At 58.0% G+C, this 24,032-nt stretch carries 22 protein-coding genes; 4 read left to right on the top strand and 18 right to left on the bottom strand.

Annotated elements, in window-relative coordinates:
- Positions 1–339: 339 nt before the first annotated feature.
- From ACRX4W_RS08680 to ACRX4W_RS08715, 8 genes are all read right to left on the bottom strand, one after another.
- Positions 340–1,044, bottom strand: a complete 705-nt coding sequence (locus ACRX4W_RS08680; RefSeq protein ID WP_117734851.1) for a transaldolase — start codon at positions 1,042–1,044, stop codon at positions 340–342.
- A gap of 92 nt (positions 1,045–1,136) precedes the next feature.
- Positions 1,137–1,874, bottom strand: a complete 738-nt coding sequence (locus tag ACRX4W_RS08685) for a GntR family transcriptional regulator (RefSeq protein ID WP_432300087.1) — start codon at positions 1,872–1,874, stop codon at positions 1,137–1,139.
- A 195-nt stretch (positions 1,875–2,069) separates the two neighbouring features.
- Entirely contained in the window at positions 2,070–3,374 is a 1,305-nt protein-coding gene (gene deoC / locus ACRX4W_RS08690; protein WP_432300089.1) for a deoxyribose-phosphate aldolase, read from the bottom strand.
- A 26-nt stretch (positions 3,375–3,400) separates the two neighbouring features.
- A complete protein-coding gene (locus ACRX4W_RS08695; protein WP_329739112.1) occupies positions 3,401–3,793 on the bottom strand; it encodes a hypothetical protein in 393 nt (130 codons plus the stop codon).
- 116 nt (positions 3,794–3,909) lie between these two features.
- Positions 3,910–5,217 (bottom strand): PTS ascorbate transporter subunit IIC, encoded by a 1,308-nt coding sequence (gene ulaA / locus ACRX4W_RS08700; RefSeq protein WP_117734849.1) that lies wholly within the window; start codon positions 5,215–5,217, stop codon positions 3,910–3,912.
- A 54-nt stretch (positions 5,218–5,271) separates the two neighbouring features.
- Positions 5,272–5,571 carry a PTS sugar transporter subunit IIB gene (locus ACRX4W_RS08705; RefSeq protein ID WP_117734930.1) on the bottom strand — a complete coding sequence of 100 codons (300 nt, stop codon included), beginning with the start codon at positions 5,569–5,571 and terminating at the stop codon, positions 5,272–5,274.
- A gap of 89 nt (positions 5,572–5,660) precedes the next feature.
- The gene (locus tag ACRX4W_RS08710; RefSeq protein WP_117734848.1) at positions 5,661–6,110 is read right to left on the bottom strand and encodes a PTS sugar transporter subunit IIA; all 450 of its coding nucleotides are present in this window, start codon (positions 6,108–6,110) and stop codon (positions 5,661–5,663) included.
- A 15-nt stretch (positions 6,111–6,125) separates the two neighbouring features.
- Complete coding sequence (locus ACRX4W_RS08715) at positions 6,126–6,977, bottom strand: class II fructose-bisphosphate aldolase (RefSeq protein WP_118094350.1); 852 nt, start codon at positions 6,975–6,977, stop codon at positions 6,126–6,128.
- Positions 6,978–7,390: 413 nt separating this feature from the next.
- Between ACRX4W_RS08715 and ACRX4W_RS08720 the strand changes: the two genes are divergently transcribed.
- On the top strand, positions 7,391–8,374 hold the full coding sequence (locus ACRX4W_RS08720; protein ID WP_432300093.1) for a DNA/RNA non-specific endonuclease: 984 nt from the start codon (positions 7,391–7,393) through the stop codon (positions 8,372–8,374).
- Positions 8,375–8,485: 111 nt separating this feature from the next.
- Here the strand turns inward: ACRX4W_RS08720 and ACRX4W_RS08725 are convergent, their stop codons facing one another.
- The 4 genes from ACRX4W_RS08725 to ACRX4W_RS08740 all read right to left on the bottom strand — a co-directional run bounded on the left by ACRX4W_RS08725 (position 8,486) and on the right by ACRX4W_RS08740 (position 13,142).
- The gene (locus ACRX4W_RS08725) at positions 8,486–10,561 is read right to left on the bottom strand and encodes an elongation factor G (RefSeq protein ID WP_432300095.1); all 2,076 of its coding nucleotides are present in this window, start codon (positions 10,559–10,561) and stop codon (positions 8,486–8,488) included.
- A gap of 310 nt (positions 10,562–10,871) precedes the next feature.
- Positions 10,872–11,636 carry an amino acid ABC transporter ATP-binding protein gene (locus ACRX4W_RS08730; protein WP_271807125.1) on the bottom strand — a complete coding sequence of 255 codons (765 nt, stop codon included), beginning with the start codon at positions 11,634–11,636 and terminating at the stop codon, positions 10,872–10,874.
- On the bottom strand, positions 11,629–12,282 hold the full coding sequence (locus ACRX4W_RS08735; protein WP_099432382.1) for an amino acid ABC transporter permease: 654 nt from the start codon (positions 12,280–12,282) through the stop codon (positions 11,629–11,631). Before ACRX4W_RS08735 ends, ACRX4W_RS08730 begins: the two co-directional genes overlap by 8 nt.
- Positions 12,282–13,142: a transporter substrate-binding domain-containing protein gene (locus tag ACRX4W_RS08740; RefSeq protein ID WP_432300097.1), complete on the bottom strand. Its 861-nt coding sequence runs from the start codon at positions 13,140–13,142 to the stop codon at positions 12,282–12,284. The genes ACRX4W_RS08735 and ACRX4W_RS08740 overlap by 1 nt, the downstream gene beginning before the upstream one ends.
- Positions 13,143–13,493: 351 nt before the next feature.
- Here ACRX4W_RS08740 and rlmD point away from each other — a divergent pair, with 351 nt between their 5' ends.
- Positions 13,494–14,942, top strand: coding sequence for a 23S rRNA (uracil(1939)-C(5))-methyltransferase RlmD (gene rlmD / locus ACRX4W_RS08745; protein ID WP_432300099.1), 1,449 nt, complete (start codon positions 13,494–13,496; stop codon positions 14,940–14,942).
- Between the two features lie 67 nt (positions 14,943–15,009).
- On the opposite strand, the gene ACRX4W_RS08750 is transcribed toward rlmD, so the two are convergent.
- From ACRX4W_RS08750 to tilS, 5 genes are all read right to left on the bottom strand, one after another.
- Entirely contained in the window at positions 15,010–15,831 is an 822-nt protein-coding gene (locus tag ACRX4W_RS08750) for a phosphatase (protein ID WP_349103199.1), read from the bottom strand.
- Positions 15,832–15,996: 165 nt separating this feature from the next.
- Entirely contained in the window at positions 15,997–17,181 is a 1,185-nt protein-coding gene (locus ACRX4W_RS08755; protein ID WP_432300101.1) for a pyridoxal phosphate-dependent aminotransferase, read from the bottom strand.
- Between the two features lie 173 nt (positions 17,182–17,354).
- Entirely contained in the window at positions 17,355–19,433 is a 2,079-nt protein-coding gene (gene ftsH / locus ACRX4W_RS08760) for an ATP-dependent zinc metalloprotease FtsH (RefSeq protein ID WP_271744720.1), read from the bottom strand.
- A gap of 61 nt (positions 19,434–19,494) precedes the next feature.
- The gene (gene hpt, locus ACRX4W_RS08765) at positions 19,495–20,043 is read right to left on the bottom strand and encodes a hypoxanthine phosphoribosyltransferase (RefSeq protein WP_432300104.1); all 549 of its coding nucleotides are present in this window, start codon (positions 20,041–20,043) and stop codon (positions 19,495–19,497) included.
- Between the two features lie 148 nt (positions 20,044–20,191).
- The gene (tilS, locus tag ACRX4W_RS08770; protein ID WP_432300106.1) at positions 20,192–21,733 is read right to left on the bottom strand and encodes a tRNA lysidine(34) synthetase TilS; all 1,542 of its coding nucleotides are present in this window, start codon (positions 21,731–21,733) and stop codon (positions 20,192–20,194) included.
- A 48-nt stretch (positions 21,734–21,781) separates the two neighbouring features.
- On the opposite strand from tilS, the gene ACRX4W_RS08775 reads away from it, so the two are divergent.
- Positions 21,782–22,591 carry an MBL fold metallo-hydrolase gene (locus ACRX4W_RS08775; RefSeq protein ID WP_432300108.1) on the top strand — a complete coding sequence of 270 codons (810 nt, stop codon included), beginning with the start codon at positions 21,782–21,784 and terminating at the stop codon, positions 22,589–22,591.
- Between the two features lie 81 nt (positions 22,592–22,672).
- Here the strand turns inward: ACRX4W_RS08775 and ACRX4W_RS08780 are convergent, their stop codons facing one another.
- Positions 22,673–23,104 carry an Hsp20/alpha crystallin family protein gene (locus ACRX4W_RS08780; RefSeq protein ID WP_432300110.1) on the bottom strand — a complete coding sequence of 144 codons (432 nt, stop codon included), beginning with the start codon at positions 23,102–23,104 and terminating at the stop codon, positions 22,673–22,675.
- Positions 23,105–23,379: 275 nt separating this feature from the next.
- Here ACRX4W_RS08780 and ACRX4W_RS08785 point away from each other — a divergent pair, with 275 nt between their 5' ends.
- Positions 23,380–23,847 (top strand): hypothetical protein, encoded by a 468-nt coding sequence (locus ACRX4W_RS08785; protein WP_117582923.1) that lies wholly within the window; start codon positions 23,380–23,382, stop codon positions 23,845–23,847.
- Positions 23,848–24,032 lie beyond the last annotated feature (185 nt).

Consider the following 24,032-nt stretch of genomic DNA (forward strand, 5'->3'; position numbering starts at 1 on the left):
GTCGGCGGAGCCAACGTCTTCCCGCGTCAGCTCCTTCTCGATACCCAGGCCACCCTGGTCTCAACCTTGTGCTCAATGCCACAGGCGGCGCGTTCATTTTGAATCGCCTTCTGGGCCATATACGCGTAGGCGATACCCAAGGTACAGACGGCAACGCCTACGTTCTTCATTTTTAAGATGGCGTGCCAGGCGGTAATTTCACCCTAAAACACAAAGCCCCAAGTCAACAAAAGCCAGGAGCCTTTGCCAACTTGGGGCATTACGAGTCGCCGCCGTACAGGCAACGGCGACCCTTACTCCTTCTGCCATCAACCGATATGGACGACTCAACTTGTCCGGTTACGGCAGGATGTGGAATCCAAGCGTTTCGATATCACGCGCGAAACCCTTAACGGTGTCGAGCGAGTACTCCATGAGGTCCTTACCGACGTTCTTGCGCTTGGCCAGAATGCCGTTGGGAACGGTAATGATCTGGCACCCCACGGACTCGGCCTGATAGATATTCAGCAGCTCACGGGTAGACGCCCAGAGTACCTCACACTGCGGCTTTGCCGCGGCCTTTTTGACAGACTCAGCCATCAACGGCAGCGGATCAACGCCGGTATCGGCAATACGGCCGGCGAAGATAGAGATGATAGACGGCGTCTCAGCGGAGACAGCGTCCACAAACTCATCGACCTGCTCGGGAGTAAAAATCGTCGTAACATTTACCTTGATGCCGTCGGCAGAAAGGCGCTTAACGAGCGCCGCGGTCGACTCACCCTTGGTGTTGAGTGCCGGAATCTTGACATACACATTGTCAGCCCAAGTCGCAATCTCGCGAGCCTCGGCCTCCATGCCCGCTTCATCGTCCGCAAAGACCTCAAACGAAACCGAGACATCGGTGATGTGCTCGAGCACGGTCTTGGCGAACTCGCGATAATCGGTCACGCCACCCGCTTTCATAAGCGATGGGTTAGTCGTAAAGCCCTGAACGTTACCGTTCTCGGCCATGTCGAGCATGCCCTCGAGATTGGCACCGTCGGCAAATACCTTGATTGCCATAATGTACTCCTTACATACATGATGATATAGAAATGTACGGACTGAATTGTTTGTCAAAAGCGCCGCCGCATCAGAGTGGAACGGAGAGCCCCTTAACCGAGTTCGATCTCGAGGCGGTAGAGGTCGGCGCGGTAGAACGACTCCACATACTCACGGGGCACATTCTGCTGGTCATGAGAAACCCTCGTAATGTTGAGCAGCGGAGCACCAACGCTGATGCCCAATAGCTCGGCCTGCTCGTTGGTAGCAACGCAAGCTCCAATCTTTTGGCTCACACGGCTCCAGCGAATATCGCACGAGTTATTGAGATAAGCGCGAAGCGATTCCTTGGAAAAGTCGCGCTCCGCAATATGCGGGACATAGCCGTCTTCGTAATAAATCGTCTCCAGATAGAACGGACGATCGCCCGACACGCGCACACGGCGAAGGCAGAAGGCCTTTGCGCCCTCAGCCAAGCCCAGCTCGTGGGCAACGTGCTGAGGCATGGTTACAACGCCAGACTCAATCAAGCGTTTTTGCGGCACTGCAAACTCGTCCACATTCTTCTTGATATAGCTCGAGACACGCTTAGGCGAGCTAAGTGGCACGTTGGCAATAACCTCGGATCCGCGGCCGCGCTTCTTCTCAATCAAGCCATTATTAGAAAGCAGTTCCATCGCTTTGCGCGCCGTTGCACGCGAAACGTCATAGCGCTTCATAAGATCGCTTTCGGAGGGAATGTAGTCGCCAATCTTGTAGGCACCGCTCGTAATTTCCTGGAACAAGATATCGTACAACTGAGAATACAGCTGTTCCTTGCCGCTAAAATCGAGCTCAGACGTATCGGTCATCATCCCTCCCCTATCTGGACTAATTCTCTAAATCCTTGATTTCAGGTACTGTCTTTTAACAAATGTTAACTGCAAAATCTCAAAAGACACACATCGATAACGCTGCCCGCGTATATTCCACTCCAGCCGAGCATACTTCACCGACTCACCACCATCTTGGGGCATTCTCTATGCAAAGAATGCCCCAGACTGCCTCTAGCGCGCGCCGAAAAGCTTGCGCGGGCTGGCACTCGCGCCGATACGATCGGCACCGGCGCCCGACATAAGTGCAAGATCTTCTTTCGTGCGAATGCCGCCCGATGCCTTGACCTTTACACGGCCGCCCAACTCTTGAGCAAACAGATAGACATCCTCAACCTGGGCACCAGCCGTACCAAAGCCCGTAGACGTCTTAATAAAGTCTGCACCGGCAGTCTCGACCGCATGGCAGATCGGCTTTTTGGTTTCCTGCGCCAGATAGCACGTTTCGACAATGACCTTGAGCGTCGCATTGGGCACAGCCTCGCGCACGGCTCGAATATCGTCCTCAATCGCCTGGTAGTCGCGGGCCTTAACCATACCCTGATCGATCACCATGTCGATTTCGGAGGCACCGTTGGCGTAGGCATCGGCCGCTTCGGCGGCTTTCGCGGCGCTCGTCATATAGCCAAGCGGGAAAGCGATGACCGTAGTGAGCGCAAGGTCGGGATAGGCCTTGTGAGCACGGGCGATATACGAAGGCGGAATACATGCGCTGGCACAACCGTACTCGAATGCCTCGGCGCAGATGGCATCAATCTGATCCCAGGTCGCCGTCGGCTTAAGCAATGTATAGTCGATGCGCGAGCAGAGGTCCTCATCGGTAAGCTCTGCCCCCGCCTTGGCGGCAATGGCGGCAACCGACGAGGGATCATCCAGATACTCATCAACCTTGGCCAAAAAGCCCGGATAATCAACGGCATCGACATTGGTCACGTCAAGCTCAATGGTGTGACCCAGCTCAAACGTATCATAGCCACGGTTTTTGATGCGGTCGACAAGGATATCCAGATCGACCAGGTCGTCGCCCTTGCTACGATCCTCGAGCACATCGCCCTTGTGATAATGCGTCACAATGTGCGCAAGATGACGCGTCGGCTTAAGATCGCGAGCACGGTAGCGCTTGCTGATCATAACGGGATCGGCGACAAGACGAATCGTGAGCACACGGTAGCCGTGCTTGTCCGCCAGCTCGGCGAGCCTGTCGTGCTGCTTGGCGGAGAACGGATAATCGCACATAATCTGCGGCCCATCCGCCATGGCGGCATCGAGGCGACGGAACCACTCCTGAAGAGCGTTCGCGTCAACCCGTGCCTTTTCCTCGGCATTGTTAAAGCCGTACGTATCCCAATACTCTTCCTTAACGTCATCAAGCGATACGCTTAAAAAGCTCTCGGATGTATGGCGAGCCTTGATGCGATCTGCCAAATCGGTTTTGCCCGTAGCCGGCGGCCCGGCAAGCAAAATCAGCGTCTTTTCCATGCTAGGAAACCCTTCTTACTACCCGATTATTTGCCACGAAGCTGGTCTTTGGAGATGGCAAGCATCTCAGTAACCTTGTCCATGTAATACTTGATAGCTTCATCGTCTTTCGCTTCGGCGGCAGCCGCACGCTTCTTGTTGTACAGCTTGACCAGTGCCGCAGACGCCTTGCCCATCGTGCGATTGACTTCCAGGCTTTGCTCGTATGCCTCAACGGCCTCGTCGACCATGTTGGCATCGGCATAAAGCTTGCCAATCTCGTTTAGAACGTTTGCGGCAGCGACGCCCTCCTTGCCCTCGAGCTCGGAACGCTTTGCCTTAACGGCGTCGAGAACGGCATCTCGATCGAGAACGGGTGCGGTCTCGGCTGCAGCGGAGGCCACCTTCTCCTTTTTCTTGCCAAATCCAAACAAACCCATTGGAAACCTCCACTAGCAGTAATAAACGAAAGGGGTTGTTCCCCTGCCGGGGACCAGGCACAGGAACAACCCCCTTGAAGAAAGACTTGGACCTTCGTCAGGCGCTACAAGAATCCTTATGCGATACCAAAGACGCTGAGGATGGACTTGATGGCCATGAAGAAGAAGCCGGTGACGACGGTGTCGACGTCGGTGCAGGTCATGTTCACGAAGCCAATCTGAGCGAGCATCGGGGACAGGAGCGCAGGCAGGATCATGATGAAGATGCCGTGGAAGATGCAGCCGATGATGGCGCCGCGACGACCGTCGATGGCGTTACCGAAGATACCAGCAGTGCCGCCAGCGAAGAAGTTGGACATAACGCCGGGGATGACGAGGGTGCCCATGAAGCCGGTAATAGCCATGCCGATCAGCGAGCCAAGCGTGGTGAACACAAAGCCGAAGATAACGGCGTTGGGGGCATAGGTGAACAGGACAGGGCAGTCCAGAGCGGGGCGCGCATCGGGGACGAGCTTCATCGAGATGCCCTGGAAGGCGGGGACGAGCTCGGCGAGCAGCAGGCGGACGCCGGCGAGCAGGACGTACAGACCAACGACGAACTGCATGGCCTGGAGGAAAGCGTAGACCATGAAGTTGGTGGCGCCGCAGTAGTCAGCAGCAGCAGCGGGACCAGCGAAAGCAGCGACGACCAGGTAGAAAACGATCATGACCAGGCCGACGGCAGCGTAGGTATCCTGGAGGAAGGACAGGGACTGCGGAATCTCAAGATCCTCGGTGGACTTGGACTCCTTGCCGCCAGCGAGTTTCTTGGTGATGCTTGCGACAAGAGCGGTGAACATATAGCCAAAGGTGCAGAAGTGACCCAGGGCAATGTCATCGGACTCGGTGATCTTGCGGACAACGGGCTGAGCGAAGGCAGGCATGAGGGTAGCGAAGGCGCCACCGACGATGGAGCTGACGACGATCAGGGGGATACCGCGCAGGCCGCAGAAGAAGGCGAACACGACGCAGAGCGTGGACTCCCACAGAAGGGCCTGGCCAGTCAGGAACACATACTTAAACTTGGTGAAACGAGCGAGGATGATGTTCACCACGAAGATGCCAGCGAGGCAGATGGCGATCTCGGAACCAAGGCCGAGGTCGGTCATTGCCTGACCGTTAATGCCCTCGATGGAAGCGACGACGGCGGTCATGCCGTTGAAGCCGAAGGCGGAGTTGAACATATCGCCAAAGTAGGCAAGAGAGCCCTGCATGACGCTCGAGCCGGCAGCCAGAACAAGGAAGCCGAGCATCGTCTTAAACGTGCCGAGCAGCACGTCGTTGGCCGGCTTCTTCTGAAGCACAAGGCCCAGGCAGGCGACGAGACCGATAACAACGGCGGCCTGCGTCAGGATGTTATTGATAATAAACTCAAGAACAGCCATGTTGTACACCCCTTTTTCTCATGTACATTTCTATCAATCTAGGCGAAGAGACCCTTACTCCAGGACGCCCATCTCCTTGAGCACCGGGGTCAGCTTCTCCTCGATTTCCTTCTTATCGACAAGACGCTTGAGGAACACGCAGGGAAGACCGGTGTTGTAGCTCTCGATCTGCGTCTTGAAGTTTTCGGCAGCGACAATCATGTCAAAGCCCTTGGAGGCACCCGCGGCGCTGGAAACACTGTCGTGGTCCATCTTGCACTGGACCCCGAGCTTCTTCATAACCTGCTCAATAGCCATCTGGCAGGCAAAGCTGCTTCCAAGACCATTGCCGCAGCAGCACAAAATCTTGACCATGTTCATTTCCTTTCCTTTCGGGGCACGCGCCCCACCTCGGGTTAATTGCGGACGAATACATGGACTCGCCCGCACCAAGCGGCGTTGTTTTACGCCGTCGCACCCGTAAATGCCTGATAAATCTCGTCGGCGTCATCCGAAGCGACGATTTGCGCGATCTTATCTTCGTCCATAAAGATGCCGGCAAGCACCTGCATGGCCTCGATATGAGAATTAGAATCCTCGGCCGCAAGTGCGACCAAGAGACGAACATCAAAGCTGTCTTCCGAAAACTTAACGGGCTTCTTCAGGACCGTCACGGCAAGCTGACCTTTAATGCAGCCGTCTTCGGGGCGGCCGTGAATCAGCGCAACGTCTTCGGTGAGCACGTAGTAGGGACCCATCTCGTTGGTGGCGCGGATGATCTCATCCGCATAGCGATCCTCGACGTAACCACCCTCGCTGAGCGGGGCGATCGCAAGCTTGATCGCGTCCTGCCAGGAATCGACAGAATCGGCAAGGCGAACGTTTTCGCGCTTGAGCATCTCCGTAATCTGCATCGGTGCGCCTCGTCCCTAAGCGACGATATTCTTGAACAGGCTGATGCGATGCTCGACAACCTCTTCGACGGCCTTCTGAGCAGGCATAACCATGTTGCGGTTGGAGGCGTTCTCCTTGAGCTCGTCATAGCACTGCTTGGAGGTCTTGTTCCAGTTGACGAGCAGATCGGTGCCAACATTGAACTTGCGGATACCCAGGTCGATGACGTGACGGACGTCCTCATCCTTAACACCGGTGCCGCCATGGATGACCAAGGGGAAGCCGTTCACGGCATCGCGGATCTTCTCGAGCTGATCGAAGGAAATGTTGGTCTTGGACTTGTACTGACCATGGTTGGTACCGATAGCGACGGCAAGGGCGTCGATGCCGGTCTTCTCGATGAACTCGACGGCCTGCTCGGGATCGGTGTAGCGCACATCGGCGTCGGCAACAGCGACGCCATCCTCGGTACCGCCGACGGTGCCAAGCTCGGCCTCGACAGAAGCGCCGTGGGCCTGAGCCATCTCGACGATGCGCTTAGTACCAAGGATGTTCTCCTTGAAGGGAAGCGCAGAGCCGTCAAACATTACCGAGCTATAGCCGGCCTCGAGAGCCTTGCGGATCTCGTCGAAGTTCTTGGCGTGGTCGAGGTGAAGAACGACGTTCACGCCATACTCCTCGGCCATGGACTTGCACACAGCAACCAGGTTGCGATGACCAACGTAGCTAGCGGTGCCCTCGGAGGTCTGGATGATCACGGGGGTGTGCAGGCGAGCCGCGACACGGATAATCGACGGGCACATCTCGAGGTTATGGGTGTTGAAAGCACCAACGGCCATGTTGAGCTGGTTGGCCTCTGCCAGGACTTCGCGCAAGGTTACATACATAGTGTTTGCCTCCTGTTGTCTCCACTGGATGTATCAAGCGGCGACCGCACAGGGGGTGCCGGCCGCCGTCCTTGATCGACAATTCGATTATCACAAACGTCCGTATATTCGGTTGTCCGAATGATATTTCGTTTGATATGCTCCGCATTGACCGTTCACCTGAATTTTTCGACCGTTTACCCGCTAAAAAAGGCACCGCAACCCATGCGGATGCCCTTGGCTGCCAGCCGCTCTCAACCAAAACGGAGTGCAAGCTCAACTAGCTCGACTCCACCTCGATCTAGCCATACGTCAAATGTGAGGCAAATGAATCGGTAGCGTTTGTCCCAAATCTTGAGTATTTGTTCGGCAGAACGGCCCCTGCCGGCTCCTGCTAGACTGGTAGATTCCCAACCGTCCATCCAGGAGCCTCAATGTCGCGCAAGTCCGCCTACAAGCAAGTACTTTCCATCGGCACCGCCGTGGTGCTGGGGTTTGCGCTGTTCACAGGGTCGCTCGACGGGGCGCCCAGACTGCTCTCGCCGCAAAGTGATGAGCAGGCGGCGGCTCTAGCCGAGAAGCAAGACGAGAGCCCCAGCCGCACTGACGACGAGGCAGACCTGGTTGCCCGGCTCGAATCGGGAACAGCGAACTCCACGGATTCCGAAGGCGGCCAAAGCACCGACGATGGCTCCGAATCCACCACAACCGGCACCGGCGACGGCACTTCCGCAGATAGCACTGCCACCCCCATCGACGAAGTCGAAAATCCCGATCTCAACCGCGCGCGCGGTGTATACCTCACCAGCGTTCCCGACTACGCCGGCAACCCCTACGTTGCCCTCCGCGCCGACGGCACGCATCCGCTCGGCACGCCGTCGTTCACGCTCGATGAATACGAACGGGCCACCGAAGAGGGCTGCTTTAAGAAGTTCTCTAAACTCGACAGCCTGGGCCGTACCCGCAAAGCGCTCGCCTGCATAGGGCCCGAATCGCTCGGTCAGGGCAAGCGCGGCGATATCTCACGTATCCACCCCGCCGGTTGGCACCAGCAGCGCTACGACTTTATTCCAGGTCAGAGCCTCTACAACCGCTGCCACCTCATCGCCTGGTCGCTCTGCGGCGAGAACGCCAATCGCAAGAATCTCCTCACCGGCACGCGCTATCTCAACGAAACGGGCATGTTGCCGTTTGAGGAGCAGATCCTCGGCTATATCCGCGACACGGGCAACCACGTGCTCTACCGCGTCACCCCCATGTACAACGAAGAGGAACTCGTCTGTCGTGGCGTTCGTCTGGAAGCACAATCGATCGAGGACCACGGCAAGACCCTCTGCTTCCACGTGTACTGCTACAACCTGCAGCCGCACGTGCAAATCGACTACGCCACCGGCCGCAACCAGGCCTCGGGGGACTAGCCCTAACCACGACAAGAACCGATTCGCATCCCCCAGGGATCAAAAAGGGCCGCTCCGGATTACCCAGAGCGGCCCTTGCATCAACATGCGTGGCGCAGGCAAAGCCCCGCCCTACTTGGCGCGGCCCTCCTCATAGCGCTCGACCAGCTTGGCCTGAACGTCATAAGGCACCTGCTCATAGCCCGCAGGCTTCATGGTAAAGTCGCCCGTTCCGCGCGTGATGGAGCGCAGGCGCGTCGAATAATCCGTCAGCTCGGCCAGCGGCGCCTGGGCAATGACCACGGTATCGCCGCGCTCATCGGTCTCCATACCTGTCACGCGACCGCGCGAGGCCGAGATGTCGCCCATCACGGCACCAGCGTAGCTCTCGGGGATCGTCACCGTGATTTCCTCGATAGGCTCCAGCACCACCGGGTCGGCATCGGCGCACGCCTTGCGCAGGCCGATGCGGGCCGCCGCGCGGAACGCCATCTCGTTGGAGTCGACGCTGTGATACGAGCCATCGTACACAGCCACGCGAATGCCCGTGAGCGGGTAGCCGGCAATAATACCGTCCTTCATGGTCTCCTGGACGCCCTTGTCCACGGCGGGAATCAGCGAGCGCGGGATGCGGCCACCCACGACCTCGTCCACGAACTCATAGCCGTCGCTCGTGCCGTCGGGCCCAATGAGCGGCTCCACGCGCAGCCAGCAGTCGCCGTACTGACCGGCGCCGCCGGTCTGCTTCTTGTGGCGACCCTGGGCGCTCGCCGTGCGGCGGATGGTCTCGCGATACGGAATGCGGATCGGCACGCTCTTGGCGGCGACCTTGGTGCGATCCTCCAAACGGTTGAGCAGCACCGAAACCTGCGCCTCACCCACGGCGGAGATGATAGTCTGGCCCGTCTCCTCGTCACGATCGATGCTCATGGTCGGATCAGCCTTGCACGCCTTCTCGATAAACGTGTAGAGCTTCTCCTCGTCGCCGCGGTTCTCGGCCTCGATGGCAATGCGGTACTGCGAGTTGGGGAACTTAAACGCCGCTGCCTCGACCTTACCGGTAATGGAGAGCGTGTCACCCGTCTCTGCCGCCAACTTTGGCGCCACGATAATGTCGCCGGCATAGGCGTGACCGACCTCGGTCATGTCGCGGCCGCACATCACATACAGGTGAGCCAAACGATCGCTCTTGCGGGTACGCGCGTTGACCAACTCAAGACCCGGCTCAAGCGTGCCCGTCAGCACCTTGATAAAGCTGATGCGGCCCTGCTGCGGATCGGCCAGCGTCTTAAACACAAACGCCACCGGACGGTCATCGTCACTCGAAATCTTAAGCGAATCACCGTCGATGAGCGGCATCTCGCCGTAGTCGGTCGGCGCCGGGAAGTACGTGGCGATGTCGTCCATCAGCGAGTTGACGCCCTGCTCCTTAATGCAATCGCCCGCAAAGACCGGCACAAAGATGCGCTCGGCGATCGCCTTAGACAGCAGGCCTTCAAGCTCCTCCTGCGTCAGCGTCTCCTCGCCTTCCAGGTATTTCATCATCAGCTCGTCGTCAGCCTCGGCCACCAGCTCGCACAGATGGTCATGGGCCTCCTCGGCCTGGGCACGATACTCATCGGGAATCTCCGACTCAACGGCCTCGGCGCCGTTGCAGTGGCGCGCCTTCATGCGCACCAGGTCGATGATGCCGTCAAAGTCCCCGCCCTCGCCCCAGGGAAGGGTCACGGCGCCCAGGCGCGTGCCAAAGCGCTCCTGCAGCAGGTCCATCGTGGTCGCAAAGCTGGCCTCGGAGCGCGACAGGCGGTTTACGAACACCGCGCGTGCCAGGCGTAGGTCCTCGGCGGCATACCAGAGCTTAACCGTCGTAGGCTGCGGGCCGGCCTCGGCGTCGACCACAAACAGAGCCGTCTCGCAGACGCTCATCGCGGCAAAGGCGTCGCCGATAAAATCGGGGTAGCACGGGGCATCGAGCACATTGATGCGCGCGCCCTTCCAGTCGATCGGCGCGATGGTCGTCGAGATGGAAAATGCACGCTTGACCTCTTCGGGGTCATAGTCGAGCGTGGGCTTGGTGCCGTCGTGGCCGCCCAGGCGGGCGGTCTTGCCGGAAAGGTGGAGCATGGCCTCGGCGAGTGAAGTCTTGCCCACCCCGCCTTGGCCTACGAGCACCACGTTCCTTACGTTACCGGTCTTGGGAGCACCCATGATGACCTCCTTGCAGGGCCGCGCGCAATGCGCGACGCCAACGGGGAGAGTTCGCGGTCGGTGCCGTCCCGGGAGCAGCATGGTCGGCAGCCGAGCCGACTCACCCTCCAAATGTCCTATGCCACCACCCTACCCTCACGGACGGCTGTCCATGCATACCTTTCGGCACACGTATGAATACAGGCGGCGAGAGGAAGAGACAAGCTTGTGGGGCAATTATTGAACCCCGTCGATGTAAACAAAAAGCCGCCACAGACCGTAAGACCTGTGGCGGCTTCGCCTCAATTAATAGTTGAGTAAATACCTGAGCCTATCCCTCGATACGGCTCAAGAACTCACGCGTGCGCTGCTCGCGCGGATGGTCGATAACCTGTTCGGCAGATCCCTCCTCGACAATGCGACCGCCGTCCATAAAGACCACGTGGTCGGCAACATCGCGCGCAAATTGCATCGCGTGGGTCACGATTACCATCGTCATATTCTGCGCCGCCAGGTCCTTAATGACACGCAGCACCTCGGCCGTCAGCTCGGGATCGAGTGCCGAGGTCGGCTCGTCAAAGAATAAGATTTCCGGATCGAGCGCCAGGGCGCGGGCAATACTCACGCGCTGCTGCTGACCGCCCGAAAGCTCACACGGCACCTTGTTCTCGTTGCCCGTAAGCCCCATCTGCGCGATCAACTCACGCGCACGCGCCTCCGCCTGCTCGCGCGGGCGCTTAAGCACGCGGATCGGCGCGTCGATGATGTTTTTCATCACCGTATAGTGCGGGAACAGATTGTAGTTCTGGAACACCAGACCAAACCGCGAGCGCGCCTGTTTGGGCACGTCGCCTTTCGCATAGACCGCACCCGGCCCCGCGTCCGTCGCAACGGCAAGGTCGCCAAACGAGAGAGAGCCTCCGTCGAGTGTCTCGAGCAGCGTGGCACAGCGCAGCAGCGTAGACTTACCGCCGCCCGAAGGTCCGATAATCGCCACGACCTCGCCACGCTTTACCTCGAGTGAGATATCCTTGAGCACCTCATTGCCGCCAAACGCCTTACGCGCGCTTTCGATTTTCATCACTGAGTTAGTCATGATAATAGTCCAGCTTCTTTTCGGCAGCGCCCAGCAGCATCTCGACCACAAAGTTAAAGACCCAGTAGATCAACGCCGCAATCGCAAACGGCACCATGCTCACCTGCGAGGCGACCAGCGCCTTGGCGGTCGAGAACATCTCACCCACGCCAATGGCAAACGCCAGCGACGTGTCCTTGACCAGTGTGATGATCTCGTTGCCCATCGCCGGCAGAATACGCTTGGCGACCTGCGGCATCACGATATACAGAAACGTCTGCAGACGCGAGTAGCCCAGCACCTCGGCGGCCTCATATTGACCGCGCGGAATCGACTGCAGGCCCGAGCGATAGATCTCGGCAAAGTAGCCGGCGTAGTTGATGATGAACGCCACAACGCACGCCGTCCACTTGGAATCGGGCGTGAGCGAGATGCCGAACACGTAGTACGGAGCGAAGTAGATGGCAAACATCTGTAGCATGAGCGGCGTGCCGCGCATGACCGAAATATAGATGCGCGCGATCCAGCGAAGCGGCGCAATTTTGCTCATGCGCATAAACGCCACGGGAATTCCCAGCGGAATCGACCCGAGCAACGTCAGCACAAACAGCTGCAAGCTGACCAAGAATCCCTGGCCAAGCATCTGCATCATGACCTGAATAGACATTACTTGAGCACCCAATTATCGAAAGATAGACCATAGCTTGAATACTTATCGCACAGGTCCTTGACCGTACCGTCCTCATAGAGCGCCTTGAGCGACTCGGTCACGGCGTCGGCCGACTTGCTGTCGCCCTTCTTAAAGCCGACGGCGTAGTGTTCGCTGGACAGCGGCTCATCAAGCTGCGTATAGGCATCGGGCTTGGCGGCCAGCTGATACTGAGCGATCGAGAGGTCACAGGCAACGGCATCGACCGCACCACTCTCGAGCTGCATAAACGCCGTGTTGTACTCACCGATGGTATCGAGCGTGGCAAACGTCGCGGCCAGATCCTTCTGGTCGCCCTCGAGCACATCCTGCGCAGCGGAATCAGTCTGGGTAATCACGGTCTTGCCGGCAAGATCGTCCCAGCTCTTGATACCCGCGTCCTTCTTGACCACCAACACCTGCTCGTTGAGCATATACGGCTCGGAGAACGTGTAGTCGTCCTCGCGGCCCTCCATGGTAAAGCCGTTCCAGATGCAGTTGATGGCGCCGGAGTTGAGCAGCGTGTCCTTGGCATCCCAATCGATGGCCTCGTAATCGACATCCCAGCCCTGCTTATCGGCAACGGCCTTGGCAAGGTCAAGGTCAAAGCCCGTGTACTCGCCGTCATCGCCCACAAAGCCGTACGGAGGGTAGGACTTGTCAAAGCCCACCACGAGCTTCTTGGACTCCGCGGCGCCCTTCACATCCTTGGCCGCGGCAGAACCAGCAGCGGAGCCCTTGCCAGCACCACCGCCGCAACCGACAAGACCAAGGCCAAGCACCGCGGCGAGCGAGCCGGCTAGACCAACAAACTGACGACGAGACATATCGGTATTCATGGTATTCCCCCTCGATAGCACTTTAGTTAGGTAAAGTGAGTCATGTAACGTTCAGAATCATACACTTTAGTGAAATGGAGTACAAGGGAGGGCTTGCCCGGCGCGGGCGGGGAGCGGCGCGGAATTAAGTTTATCGCGAGTTCCGCACGCAAAGGAAAGCACTAAATGTGCTTTCCGTCTTGCGCAGGACTGTAGAGCAGGAAACTTAATTCCGCGCCGCTCCCCGCCCGCGCCGGGCAAACGTCGTTGGACTTATCGCTGACATGAAATGGCCGCTTGCATATCGTCCACTAGCTTGGCACGGTACAATTGCTTCGGACTTTTCTTTTTCTTTAATAGTGGAGTTAATTCATGGCAGAATCTCGTGCGGAGCGTAAGGCTCGTCGTGCTTTGATCGAGGCGGCTGAGGGGTCGGAGGAGAAAAAATCTTCTAAGAAATCCAAGTCGTCTCAGGATGCGAAGGGTAAGTCGGCGAAGGGCAAGGTTAAGACCAAGCGTTCTGGCTCTCGTCAGGGCGGGGATAAGGCGCCTCACGTTCGCTCCAAAGGCTCGCGCAAGGATTCGGCTCAGCCTGCGCGTAAGGTTGTGGACCCCAAGTCTCCCTGTTCGATCATGAAAGCTTGCGGTGGGTGCACGGCGCTCAATCGTCCTTATAAGAAGCAGCTGGCGGCCAAGCAGGCTGCTATGGAGGAGCTGTTTGCTGAGCTCTGTGAGCGCGAGGGTGTTGCCGTTGATCCCATTCGCGGTATGGGTGTTACCCTGGGCGACCCGGGCAAGTATCCTGCGCCGCGTGGTTTTCGTCATAAGGCTGCCACTCCGTTTGCTCCCGGCAAAGAGGGCGCTGTCCGCTGCGGCTTTTTTGAACGTGGGACGCACAGGATCGTTGCTGTTCCTGAATGCCCTGTCGAGGCGCCGGGCACTCGTCAGATTCTCAACGGCATCGCTCGCGAGGCCGAACGTCTGCATATTCCTGCCTTTAACGAAGACAAGCATCTGGGGCTGCTTCGCTATGCCGTCGTTCGCTGCGGCTGGCGCACCGACCAGATTATGGTCACCCTCGTGACCGCTCAGCGCGACCTGCCGCATGCGCAGGAGTTCTTTGAGGCTGTCGCCGCACTCGATCCGCATATCGTCACCGTCGCTCAGAACATCAACGGTCGCCCCGGCAATGCCATCTTGGGTGAGGAGACTCGTATCGTCTATGGCGCCGAATGCATGCGCGACCAGCTGCTCGGCTGCGAGTTCGATATCTCCCCCACCGCGTTCTATCAGACCAATCCGCAGCAAACCGAGCTGCTCTATCGACTTGCCATTGACGGCATGGACCTGCAGCAGGGTGATATTCTTATGGACGCTTACTGCGGCAGCGGAACCATCGGCCTGTGCGCCGCGAAGGATGCCCAGGACAAGGGCATCGGCATTATGCTGCTCGGCGTGGAGCGCAACCCGGCGGGCATTGCCGACGCACGTCGCAATGCCGAGCTCAACGGCCTCACCCGCAGCGCTTGGTTTATGGCCGACGACGCCACCGATTACATCCTGGACGCCGCCGACAACAACGAGCGGATCGATGTCCTTTCCATCGACCCGCCGCGCGCCGGCTCCACCCCCGAGTTCCTCGAAGCCGCCTGCGCACTCAAGCCGCGCCGCATCACCTATATCAGCTGCAACCCCGTCACTCAAGAGCGCGACCTGCACCAGCTCCTTGACGGAGGCTATCGCCTGCTCAGCATTACGCCGGTTGATATGTTTCCCCATACCGACCATACCGAGACCGTCGCCGTCCTCGAACGCCGTTAATCTACTGACATAAGAAAAGGAGCGGTCCGTCTGGACCGCTCCTTTTCTCGTTACAGATTGAGCCTCGCTACATCCCCTTGCGCAGGTCGCACACGCCGGCTGCCGCCATCTCACGCAGCAGCGTCTCGCGGTCGCGCGTCACGATCAGGTCCAGCGGGAAATGAATCTCGTCGAGCATCTTGCGCGCGTGATCGAGCTTGCCAATGGCCATGCCAATGTGGGCATCGGTCGACACGCCAATACCCACGCCCAGCTCGGCGCAGCGCTCGGCGATCTTGCGGCATACAGCCCAATGCTCAGTGTCGACACCGTGTTCAAGACTATGGTTGTTGATCTCGATAATCTTGTGCTTGGCCTTAGCCGCCAACAGCACCTCGTCGATATCGAACAGCACGCCCGAGCGACCCGCGTGGCCCAGCATGAACACCTTGGGGTGTTCCAAGGCATTGATATACATCTCGGTCGTTTGGGCCAGCGTCGCGCCCTCAGCAATCTGCGGATTATGCACGCTTGCAACCAAATAATCCAAATTACGCGTAACTAAATCGAACAGCGAATGCTCACGACTATACGAATCGCCGGCGATATCGAGCGTGACAGGAGTGTCCTCGCCAAACAGGCTTCCGTCCAGCGAAACGATATCGGCCTCGGCACCACGCAGCACTAGCACGCCGCTCCAAATGCGCGGCCAGATATCCTGGTTGATAAAGAACTGGTAACTGCGCAGGTCATTGGGGCAAGCCGTAACCATAGAGCTCAGATGGTCGGCGGATCCGAGCACCTGCAGGCCACGCTCTGCCGCCCAGTACACATTCTCCTCAATGGTCGAATATGCATGCGCAGAGAACATCGTATGGGTATGAATGTCACAAGAAAGCAGGTAGGGCATCAGGTCTCCTTATCTGGCACGGCCGTCGCTTATATTCATTGTACGCATAGCCTTCGATAGTCGTAAAACCACTCCATCCCAAAGACACAACGTCCATGACAACGGGGTCCGGCTTAACACCAAACCCCGTTTCACGTAAAACATTGTAGGCAGAGCGCTTTACTTTTAACGATACTCGTCCGCCAACTGTTTCCAAGCGGGTAGCGAATTGATAATCGTCTCGTAACTCACGCAGTAGCCCAAGCGGAACCAACCCGGCATACCAAAGCTGTCCGAGGGAACCGCAAGCAACTCATACTTCTTTGCGCGCTCGCAGAACGCATTCGCATCGGGCTCTAGCGCCTTCACCCACAAGTAGAATGCACCATCCGGCTCAACATAGGTGTAGCCGTACTCCGCTAGTGCATCGGTAAGCGCGGTGCGGTTGCGCGCATAGGCCTCGACATCGCTCGGTTCATCAATGCAGTCGATGATTACACGCTGGAAGAGGGCCGGTGCGCACACGAAGCCCAGCGTGCGGGCGGCACCGGCAACGGCCGGCATCAGGCGAGCAGCCTGCGGATTGGTATTGGGAACCAAAATCCAGCCCACGCGCTCGCCCGGCAGCGAAAGCGACTTGGAATACGAGTAGCACACCACGGTGTTCTCGTAGATCGAGGGCACCCAAGGCACCCCGGCACCGTACACGATCTCGCGGTACGGCTCATCAGAGATGAGCGTGATTGGGTTCTCGGAATCGCGCTTGGCGTTGACCTCGCGTAAAACATTGGCCAGTCGCGTCAGTGTATCGCGCGTATACACTGCACCGGTCGGGTTGTTGGGTGAGTCGATAATGACGGCAGCGGTCTTATCGGTAATCGCCTTGAGCACGTTATCCACGCTCAGCTGGAACGTATCTTCATCGGCGAGCGCCTCGACGCACGTGCAACCAGCTTTCTCGATCCACACGCGATACTCCGGGAAGTACGGAGCGATAACGATGACCTCGTCGCCCGGATTGGTAATCGCGTTGAGCGTGCAGGTAAGCGAAGCCGCGGCACCCACCGTCATAAAGACGTCCTTGCCCTCATAGCTCGTGCCAAAGCGACGGTTGAGCGAGTCGGCGACGGCTGCTCGACATTGCGGCAGACCCGGCGCAGGCGTGTATCCATGCAGTTGGTCGCTCGGCAGCTCCAAGGCCTTCTTAATGGACTCAGCCACGGCGGCAGGTGCCGGAACGCTCGGGTTACCTAGCGAAAAATCGAATACGTTCTCCGCGCCGATCTGTGCCTTGCGCTCAAGGCCATAGCTAAAGATCTCACGGATGATGGAGCTTTCCGCACCGCGAGCATACATAGTTTCGTTGATCATCTGTTCCCCTTTCGCATAGGCGCTATTGTACGCTTTAGCTGAGCAAAGTGCCGCAGCAATGTTGATTGGGGACAGACTTAAATGCGTGAAAACGCTCATTTAAGTCTGTCCCCAATCAACAGACAAAAGAAAAAGCCTCCGCAGGTTTCCCGCGGAGGCTTTCGCCACAAAGACTATTTGTCGGCGTCGGTGTTGCCGTCAGCGTTGACAGCATTGCCATCGCCAGCATCATCGGATGCGGCTTCGGCATCCTCCTGCATGGCCGCCTGCGCAAAGGCCGCGGCATCAGCCGCCAGCTCCTCCTCGCTCATGCGAGGCGCACGCTTCTTGGTCGGCATGCCGGCCGCCTTGGCATTGCGCTCCTCCTTGGCCGCCAGGATATCGCCCTCGCGCTCAAGGTAAGCGTCCCACTCGTTGTCGAGCAGGGCGTTCACAGCGTCGCCTTCAACGGTCTCGCGCTCAAGCAGCACCTTGGCCATCAGATCGAGTTGATCGCGGCGGGCATCCAGGATCTCGACCGCACGGCGATGGGCTTCGCGCATGATGCGCTGAACCTCGATATCGATGCGGCGCGCCGTCTCCTCAGAGTAATCCTGGTGATCGGCGTAATCGCGACCAAGGAACACCTGATGCTGCGCCTCGCCAAAGACCTGCGTGCCCAGCTCCTCGCTCATGCCCAGGCGCGTGACCATCTCGCGCGCCATCTTGGTCGCGCGCTCCAGATCGTTGCTCGCGCCCGACGTGATGTCGTCGCACATGAGCTCCTCGGCAACGCGACCGCCCAAGAACACGGCGAGCTCGTCGAGCATCTCGTTCTTGGTCTTGAGGAAGTGATCCTCCTGCGGAAGCTGCAGTGTGTAGCCCAGGGCCTGACCGCGGCTGACGATCGAGATCTTATGAACCGGATCGGAATGCTCCAAGATGTGGCCCACCAAAGCGTGACCGCTCTCGTGGTAGGCAATCGTGGTGCGCTCGGCTTCGGTCATCACGCGACCCTTGCGTTGCGGTCCGGCAATCACGCGCTCCATCGACTCCTCGACCTCGTCCATCGAGATCACAGAACGATGACGGCGAGCGGCCAGCAGCGCAGACTCGTTGAGCAGGTTCGCCAGATCGGCACCAGTAAAGCCAACGGTCATCTGGGCGAGCTTCTCAAACTTAACGTCCTCGTCCATCGGCTTGTTCTCAGCATGCACGCGCAAGATCTGCTCGCGGCCCTTCACATCCGGACGGTCGACCGTAACTTGACGATCAAAACGGCCGGGGCGCAGCAATGCCGGGTCCAGAATATCGGGGCGGTTGGTGGCGGCGATCAGGATGACCGACTCGCTTTCCTCAAAACCGTCCATCTCGACCAGCAGCTGGTTGAGCGTCTGCTCGCGCTCGTCGTGGCCGCCGCCCAAACCGGCTCCGCGCTGACGTCCCACGGCATCGATCTCGTCAATAAAGATGATTGACGGAGCCTGAGACTTGGCCTCCTTAAAGAGGTCACGCACACGGCTGGCGCCGACACCCACGAACATCTCGACAAAGTCGGAACCCGAGATGCTAAAGAACGGCACGCCCGCCTCGCCGGCAACGGCCTTGGCCAGCAACGTTTTACCGGTGCCCGGAGGGCCCACCAGCAACACGCCACGCGGGATCTTGGCGCCCAGCTTGCGATAGCGATCCGGATCGCTCAAAAAATCACGGATCTCCTCGAGCTCCTCGACTGCCTCGTCCACGCCGGCAACGTCCTCGAACTTGACCTTGGGACGCGTAGCCTCGTTGGTCTTGGCATTGGTCTTGCCAAACTGCATGTTCCTATTATTGGCGCCCATCATCTGGCGCATAAAGTAGAACATGATGGCGATCAGGGCAATCGTCGGCAGCACACTCATCGCCAAGTCGCCCCAAAAATCGGGGTCGTTGGTGTTGACGATGTACTTGGTATCGGGGTGCTCCGCCATAAGCTCGGCAAGCGAATCGGAGCCGACATAGGTCGAGGAAAAGCTCTTGAGCTCGCTCGTATCGCCCTTGTCCTTTTTCGTCTTCCAGTAATGACCCGCCACGCTTCCGTCTTGAACCGTATAGGTCAAATCTTCGACGCGATCCTGCTTAATGGCGCTCACCATCTCGCTCGTCGCGAGCTTTACGGTATTGCTGGAATTGGCAAAGCCGGAGCCCATGTTAAAGAAGGCGTAGCCCAGAAGCGCGCAAGCCAAAATAAAATACAGCCAGCCCGTACGCGTGGGCTTCTTGCCTCCGGGCATCCCCGGGATCTTAGGCTCCCGGGGAGTCTGGGAATTGTTATCGTTACGGTCGTCGGGCATCTTACGAATAAACCTCCGGTTTCAAAATGCCCAGATACGGAAGGTTACGATAGCGCTCGGCATAGTCGAGGCCGTAGCCCACCACAAAGGCATCGGGGCAATGGGTTCCAACATACTTGGGCGTGACGGCCGAGGTACGGTCCTCAACGTCCTTCCACAGGAAGGCGGCGACCTCCAGAGAAGCGGGCTTGCGGCTCTCGAGGTTCTTCATCAGGTACTTGAGGGTCAGGCCCGAGTCCAGAATGTCCTCGACGATCAGCACGTCGCGACCACGGATGTCGATATCCAGGTCCTTAATGATACGCACGATACCCGAAGACTTCACACCGTCGCCATAGCTCGAAACAGCCATGAAATCGATGTTGGTCGGCAGCTCGATCTTGCGCATCAGGTCGCCCATAAAGACCACGGCGCCGCGCAGGACCGCAATCAGTACCAGATCCTTACCCGCGTAGTCGCGAGTAATCTGCTCGCCTAGGCGAGAGACGATACCGTCGATATCCTCCTGCGTAAACAGAATCTTCTCGATATCCGGATGTTGAGAAGCCATGACAACCCTTTCTTGTGCTTAATCGCCCACACACCGCCGTATGGACGCGAACTACACATTCTAGCAGCGCACGGGGTATATTTTCCAGCCCGCGCACCATCAGCGCGGGAATACCGTCAACGCCGCACAGAAAAGCTGGTGCGAGGAGCTAATCCGCGTCAACCACGCGAAGCAGATAGGCCACGCGCGTCGCCGCCGTGCACTTAAAACGTTCGTCCGCGCGAACGCCCGCGACCCATACTACGGCACCCCCCGGAGCCGTTCTTACCACGGGTACGCCAGAGCGGTCTGAAACAGGAATGCGCGCCTCGTTCAACAGGTCTGACACTTTCTTGCTTCGGCCGTTCATCCCCAACGGGCACATCACGTCTCCCGGCACAGGGCTATCCACCCACAGGCGTGCCGATCGTGCCTCGGTGGGAATCTCCCCGCGCGAGCCGGCTAACATCCGCTCGCCATCGCAGTCGGCAAACCCCAGGGCCGCCGCATCCACCAAGGCCGCAACCTTTCCGGCAGCAGCAAGCTCGCGGGCACGGTGCACGATATCGCACCCCGGCTCCACAGCCATCGGCTCCGCTGTCAGCATATGCCCCGCCCCCAGCGGCAGACAACCGGGAACGGAGATCCAATCGGCCACTAAACTCTCGCGCGCCGCCGGGGCCTTGAACGCCAGCATGCCAAACTCCACACGGGCATCAATTCCCGCAGGAAGCGTAACCGAGCCCGAGCCCGCAGCGACGCAGGCGAGCACGCGCTCCACGTGCCGCATCTCCGGTCGCGCGTCGGGATCGATGCGCTTAATCGCCAACCGCACGATACGCCGTGCAATCACAACCTCAGCGGCGGCAAGACGGCGCGCATCGAGCACCAGTGCGCCCACCGCTTCCTTGCGCAGGCAGCTTCGAAACGCCTGTGCCGAAAGCTGAGAAAGAAAGGCATCCTCATCGCCTAAGATCTCGCAGGCGGCGCCAATCGTCTTGCAGACGCTCGCATTGCGCTGCGCCACCACTGGCATCACTCTATGGCGCACGTAGTTTCGCAGATACGAGACATCCTCATTGCTCTCATCTTCACGCCACGGCTGACCATGTACCTGTAGATAGCCCACGAGCTCGCCATGAGTTAGGTCAAGCAAGGGGCGCACCACGATATTCCTTCGACGGGGAATGCTCGAAAGCCCAGCCGGGCCCGACCCCTTAATGGCGTTCATCAAAAATGTTTCCGCGCGGTCCGACGAAGTATGCGCGGTACAGATACGAGCCGCCGTCCGCGGTGCGCCCGATTCGGCACAAAGTTCGCGAACATATCTCCGTGCCGCGGCATAGCGCACCTCGCGAGCCGCAGCCTCGATATTGCCCGATTCGTCATCAAAATAGGCATGCTCAACACACAGCGGCAAGCCGTATTGCGCGCACAGGTCACGTACAAAGGCCTCGTCGCCATCGGATGCCTCCCCGCGCAGATGATGGTTTACATGCAGCACGTGCAATCGCTCGCGCGCAATGGGAGCGACGCCGCGCCCGTCCTGGATATCCAGCTTTGATGTGCAGGCCATAAGGAGCAGCGCCGTCGAGTCCGCACCGCCTGATACCATGAGCACTACGGGGGCAGCGGCCTGCCGCGTTGCCAGGGCGCTCTTATCCGTCCTCGGCGCGGCATGATGTCCATAGTGCTGAGATACCGTTGACATTCGCTTCCTCCTCTATTCGTCCGCACTCATTGTATCCTTTGGAATCTTATGTCTCGCCTGCACCTTCATATCCTCGGCAGCGGCTCAAAAGGCAACTGCGCACTCGTCGAGGGACCTCAGGGGCTCATCATGATCGACAACGGCCTGTCCCGCCGCGAGACACTTAAACGCATGGCGGAGCTTGGCCTCTCGGCAGACGACGTCGCCGCTCTTGTAATCACCCATGAGCATGGTGACCATATCAAGGGGCTCGATGTATGGTGCAAGCACTGGCATGGTCCCCTCTTTGCCAGCAGGGACACCCTTTCATGCAAAGAAAACCTCGCGCACCTGCCCGTAGAGGAATTTGACCCCGGCGACACGCTCCCCATTGCCGGCATCCACGTGCAAACCTACTCAACATCGCACGATGTCATCAATCCGGTCGGCTATCGATTTAATGCTCTCGATGATTCCATTGGGTTTGCCACCGACACCGGAGAGTTATCGAGCAAGGCCATAGGCATCCTCAAAGACTGTCGAGTTCTCGCGCTCGAAAGTAACCACGATGTAACTATGTTGCGCGAAGGACCGTACCCACGCTTTCTTCAGGAGCGCATCCTGTCCACAAAGGGGCACCTCTCCAACAACCAGGCCGCCGAAGCCGCGCGAGAACTTGTTACCGATCGCACCGAACAGCTCATCGCCATGCATATCAGCCAGGACAATAATCGCCCAAGCCTTACCGTCAAAAGCTATGCCAACGCGCTTGATGCAAGTCTCGATGATGAACTCGGCAGCTCAGCCACCTGTCTTCAAGGGCCACGGAAGCTCTCGATACGCCCTGCAAGTCAGTATCAACCGACAACTATTCAATAGCCCACTCAAGACAACAAAAGGGGGCTGGGAATCACTTCCCAGCCCCCTTAACTCATACTCTCGATTGAAGCAGAGCCATCGTTAGTCGATAGAGATCTTCGTGACGTTCTTCTTCTCGACAATCTTGGGAACCGTAACAGTCAGGATGCCGTCAGCATACTTAGCCGAAAGGCCCTCGCTCGAAGCGTCCTTCAGATACACGCCGCGCGTCGCGCTGTACGAGCCGAACTCTTTCTGGAGGAAGTTCTTACCCTCGTTTTCGGCGCTCTCCTCAACGTTCACGCTGATCGACAGGCGACCCTCATTGAGCTCGACGTCGATGTCATCCTTGGCGACACCGGTCAGATACGCCTTGACCTCGTAGCCATCGCCCTTGTCCTCAACGTCAACGGGGAACGCCTTGGAAGCAATCGAGTTATTCGTCAGGTCTGTCATATCATCAAACAGATCAAACAGCGAGCTTGCAGAAGGACGGACACCAAAAACCGAACGATAAGGAACCATGCTTGCCATGTTTACCACTCCTTGTAAGGACTGCCGAGCCATCTTCTAGGTGGTTGGGACTTCTTTTGACGCTCATATATATGCCCAACCGCTTCTTATATATACATCGACTATAAAGTTTTTTGAGTCTATTGATATAAGCATATCTGAGTCTGGTTGACTAAGGTTTTGTCTAATAAACGGAATTTGAACGAAGGCTTAAATAATGTATGCAATCCCATCAAAACTAGACGGCTGGCTTACAATGGGCGCATACACGATATTGATGACGAACTAAGGGCATCATGGACGATCAAAAACAGGACAACACGTTTATGCCGGAGCAGGACGAAGCATCCAGCCCGCAACCGATTCGATTCCATCGCCCCCACATCTCGCAAGAGCCCATCAATGACCCAGAGCCCAAATATGTGACAAGAAACCGATATCAAACACTCGAAGAAGCGCAAACGGGGCGCAAACATATGGGCGTCGCCTCGGGAGACCCTGTATATCTGAAAGACGCACCATTATCTAAAAACAGCGCAGCTAGTGATGAGCCGATGAAAGCATCCGCCGCTCATCAACAAAGAGGGCCTCGACCCAAGCAAACCTTGACGCATTCGGCTCGCTATCTCGAAACGCCAAAACAGGGAAAGTCAATCTTCGTTTCGTCAAGTAAACGACGCAAGCAGCATCAGCTGACAATCCTGCTTATGATCATTGCGGCCATAGCAGTTGCCCTTGTTATACGATTTATTTTCTTTAAATAAAAGCTCAATACCGAAAACAACAAGATCGTCTGGTGTAATTGAGTCATTTACACCCCGTAAACGCAAAAAAGGGGGAGGCCGCGAGGCCTCCCCCTTCTTCAAGTCTTGCGACGGCTCGGTGCCGTCCACCGGTCAGCGGCGCCCTGGCCTCCCACGGGCTGGCCCCGCAGTACTCTCGGCGCGAT

Origin of the sequence: Collinsella aerofaciens (genome assembly GCF_964283865.1) — a bacterium.
In the GTDB taxonomy this organism is placed as follows: Bacteria; Actinomycetota; Coriobacteriia; order Coriobacteriales; family Coriobacteriaceae; genus Collinsella.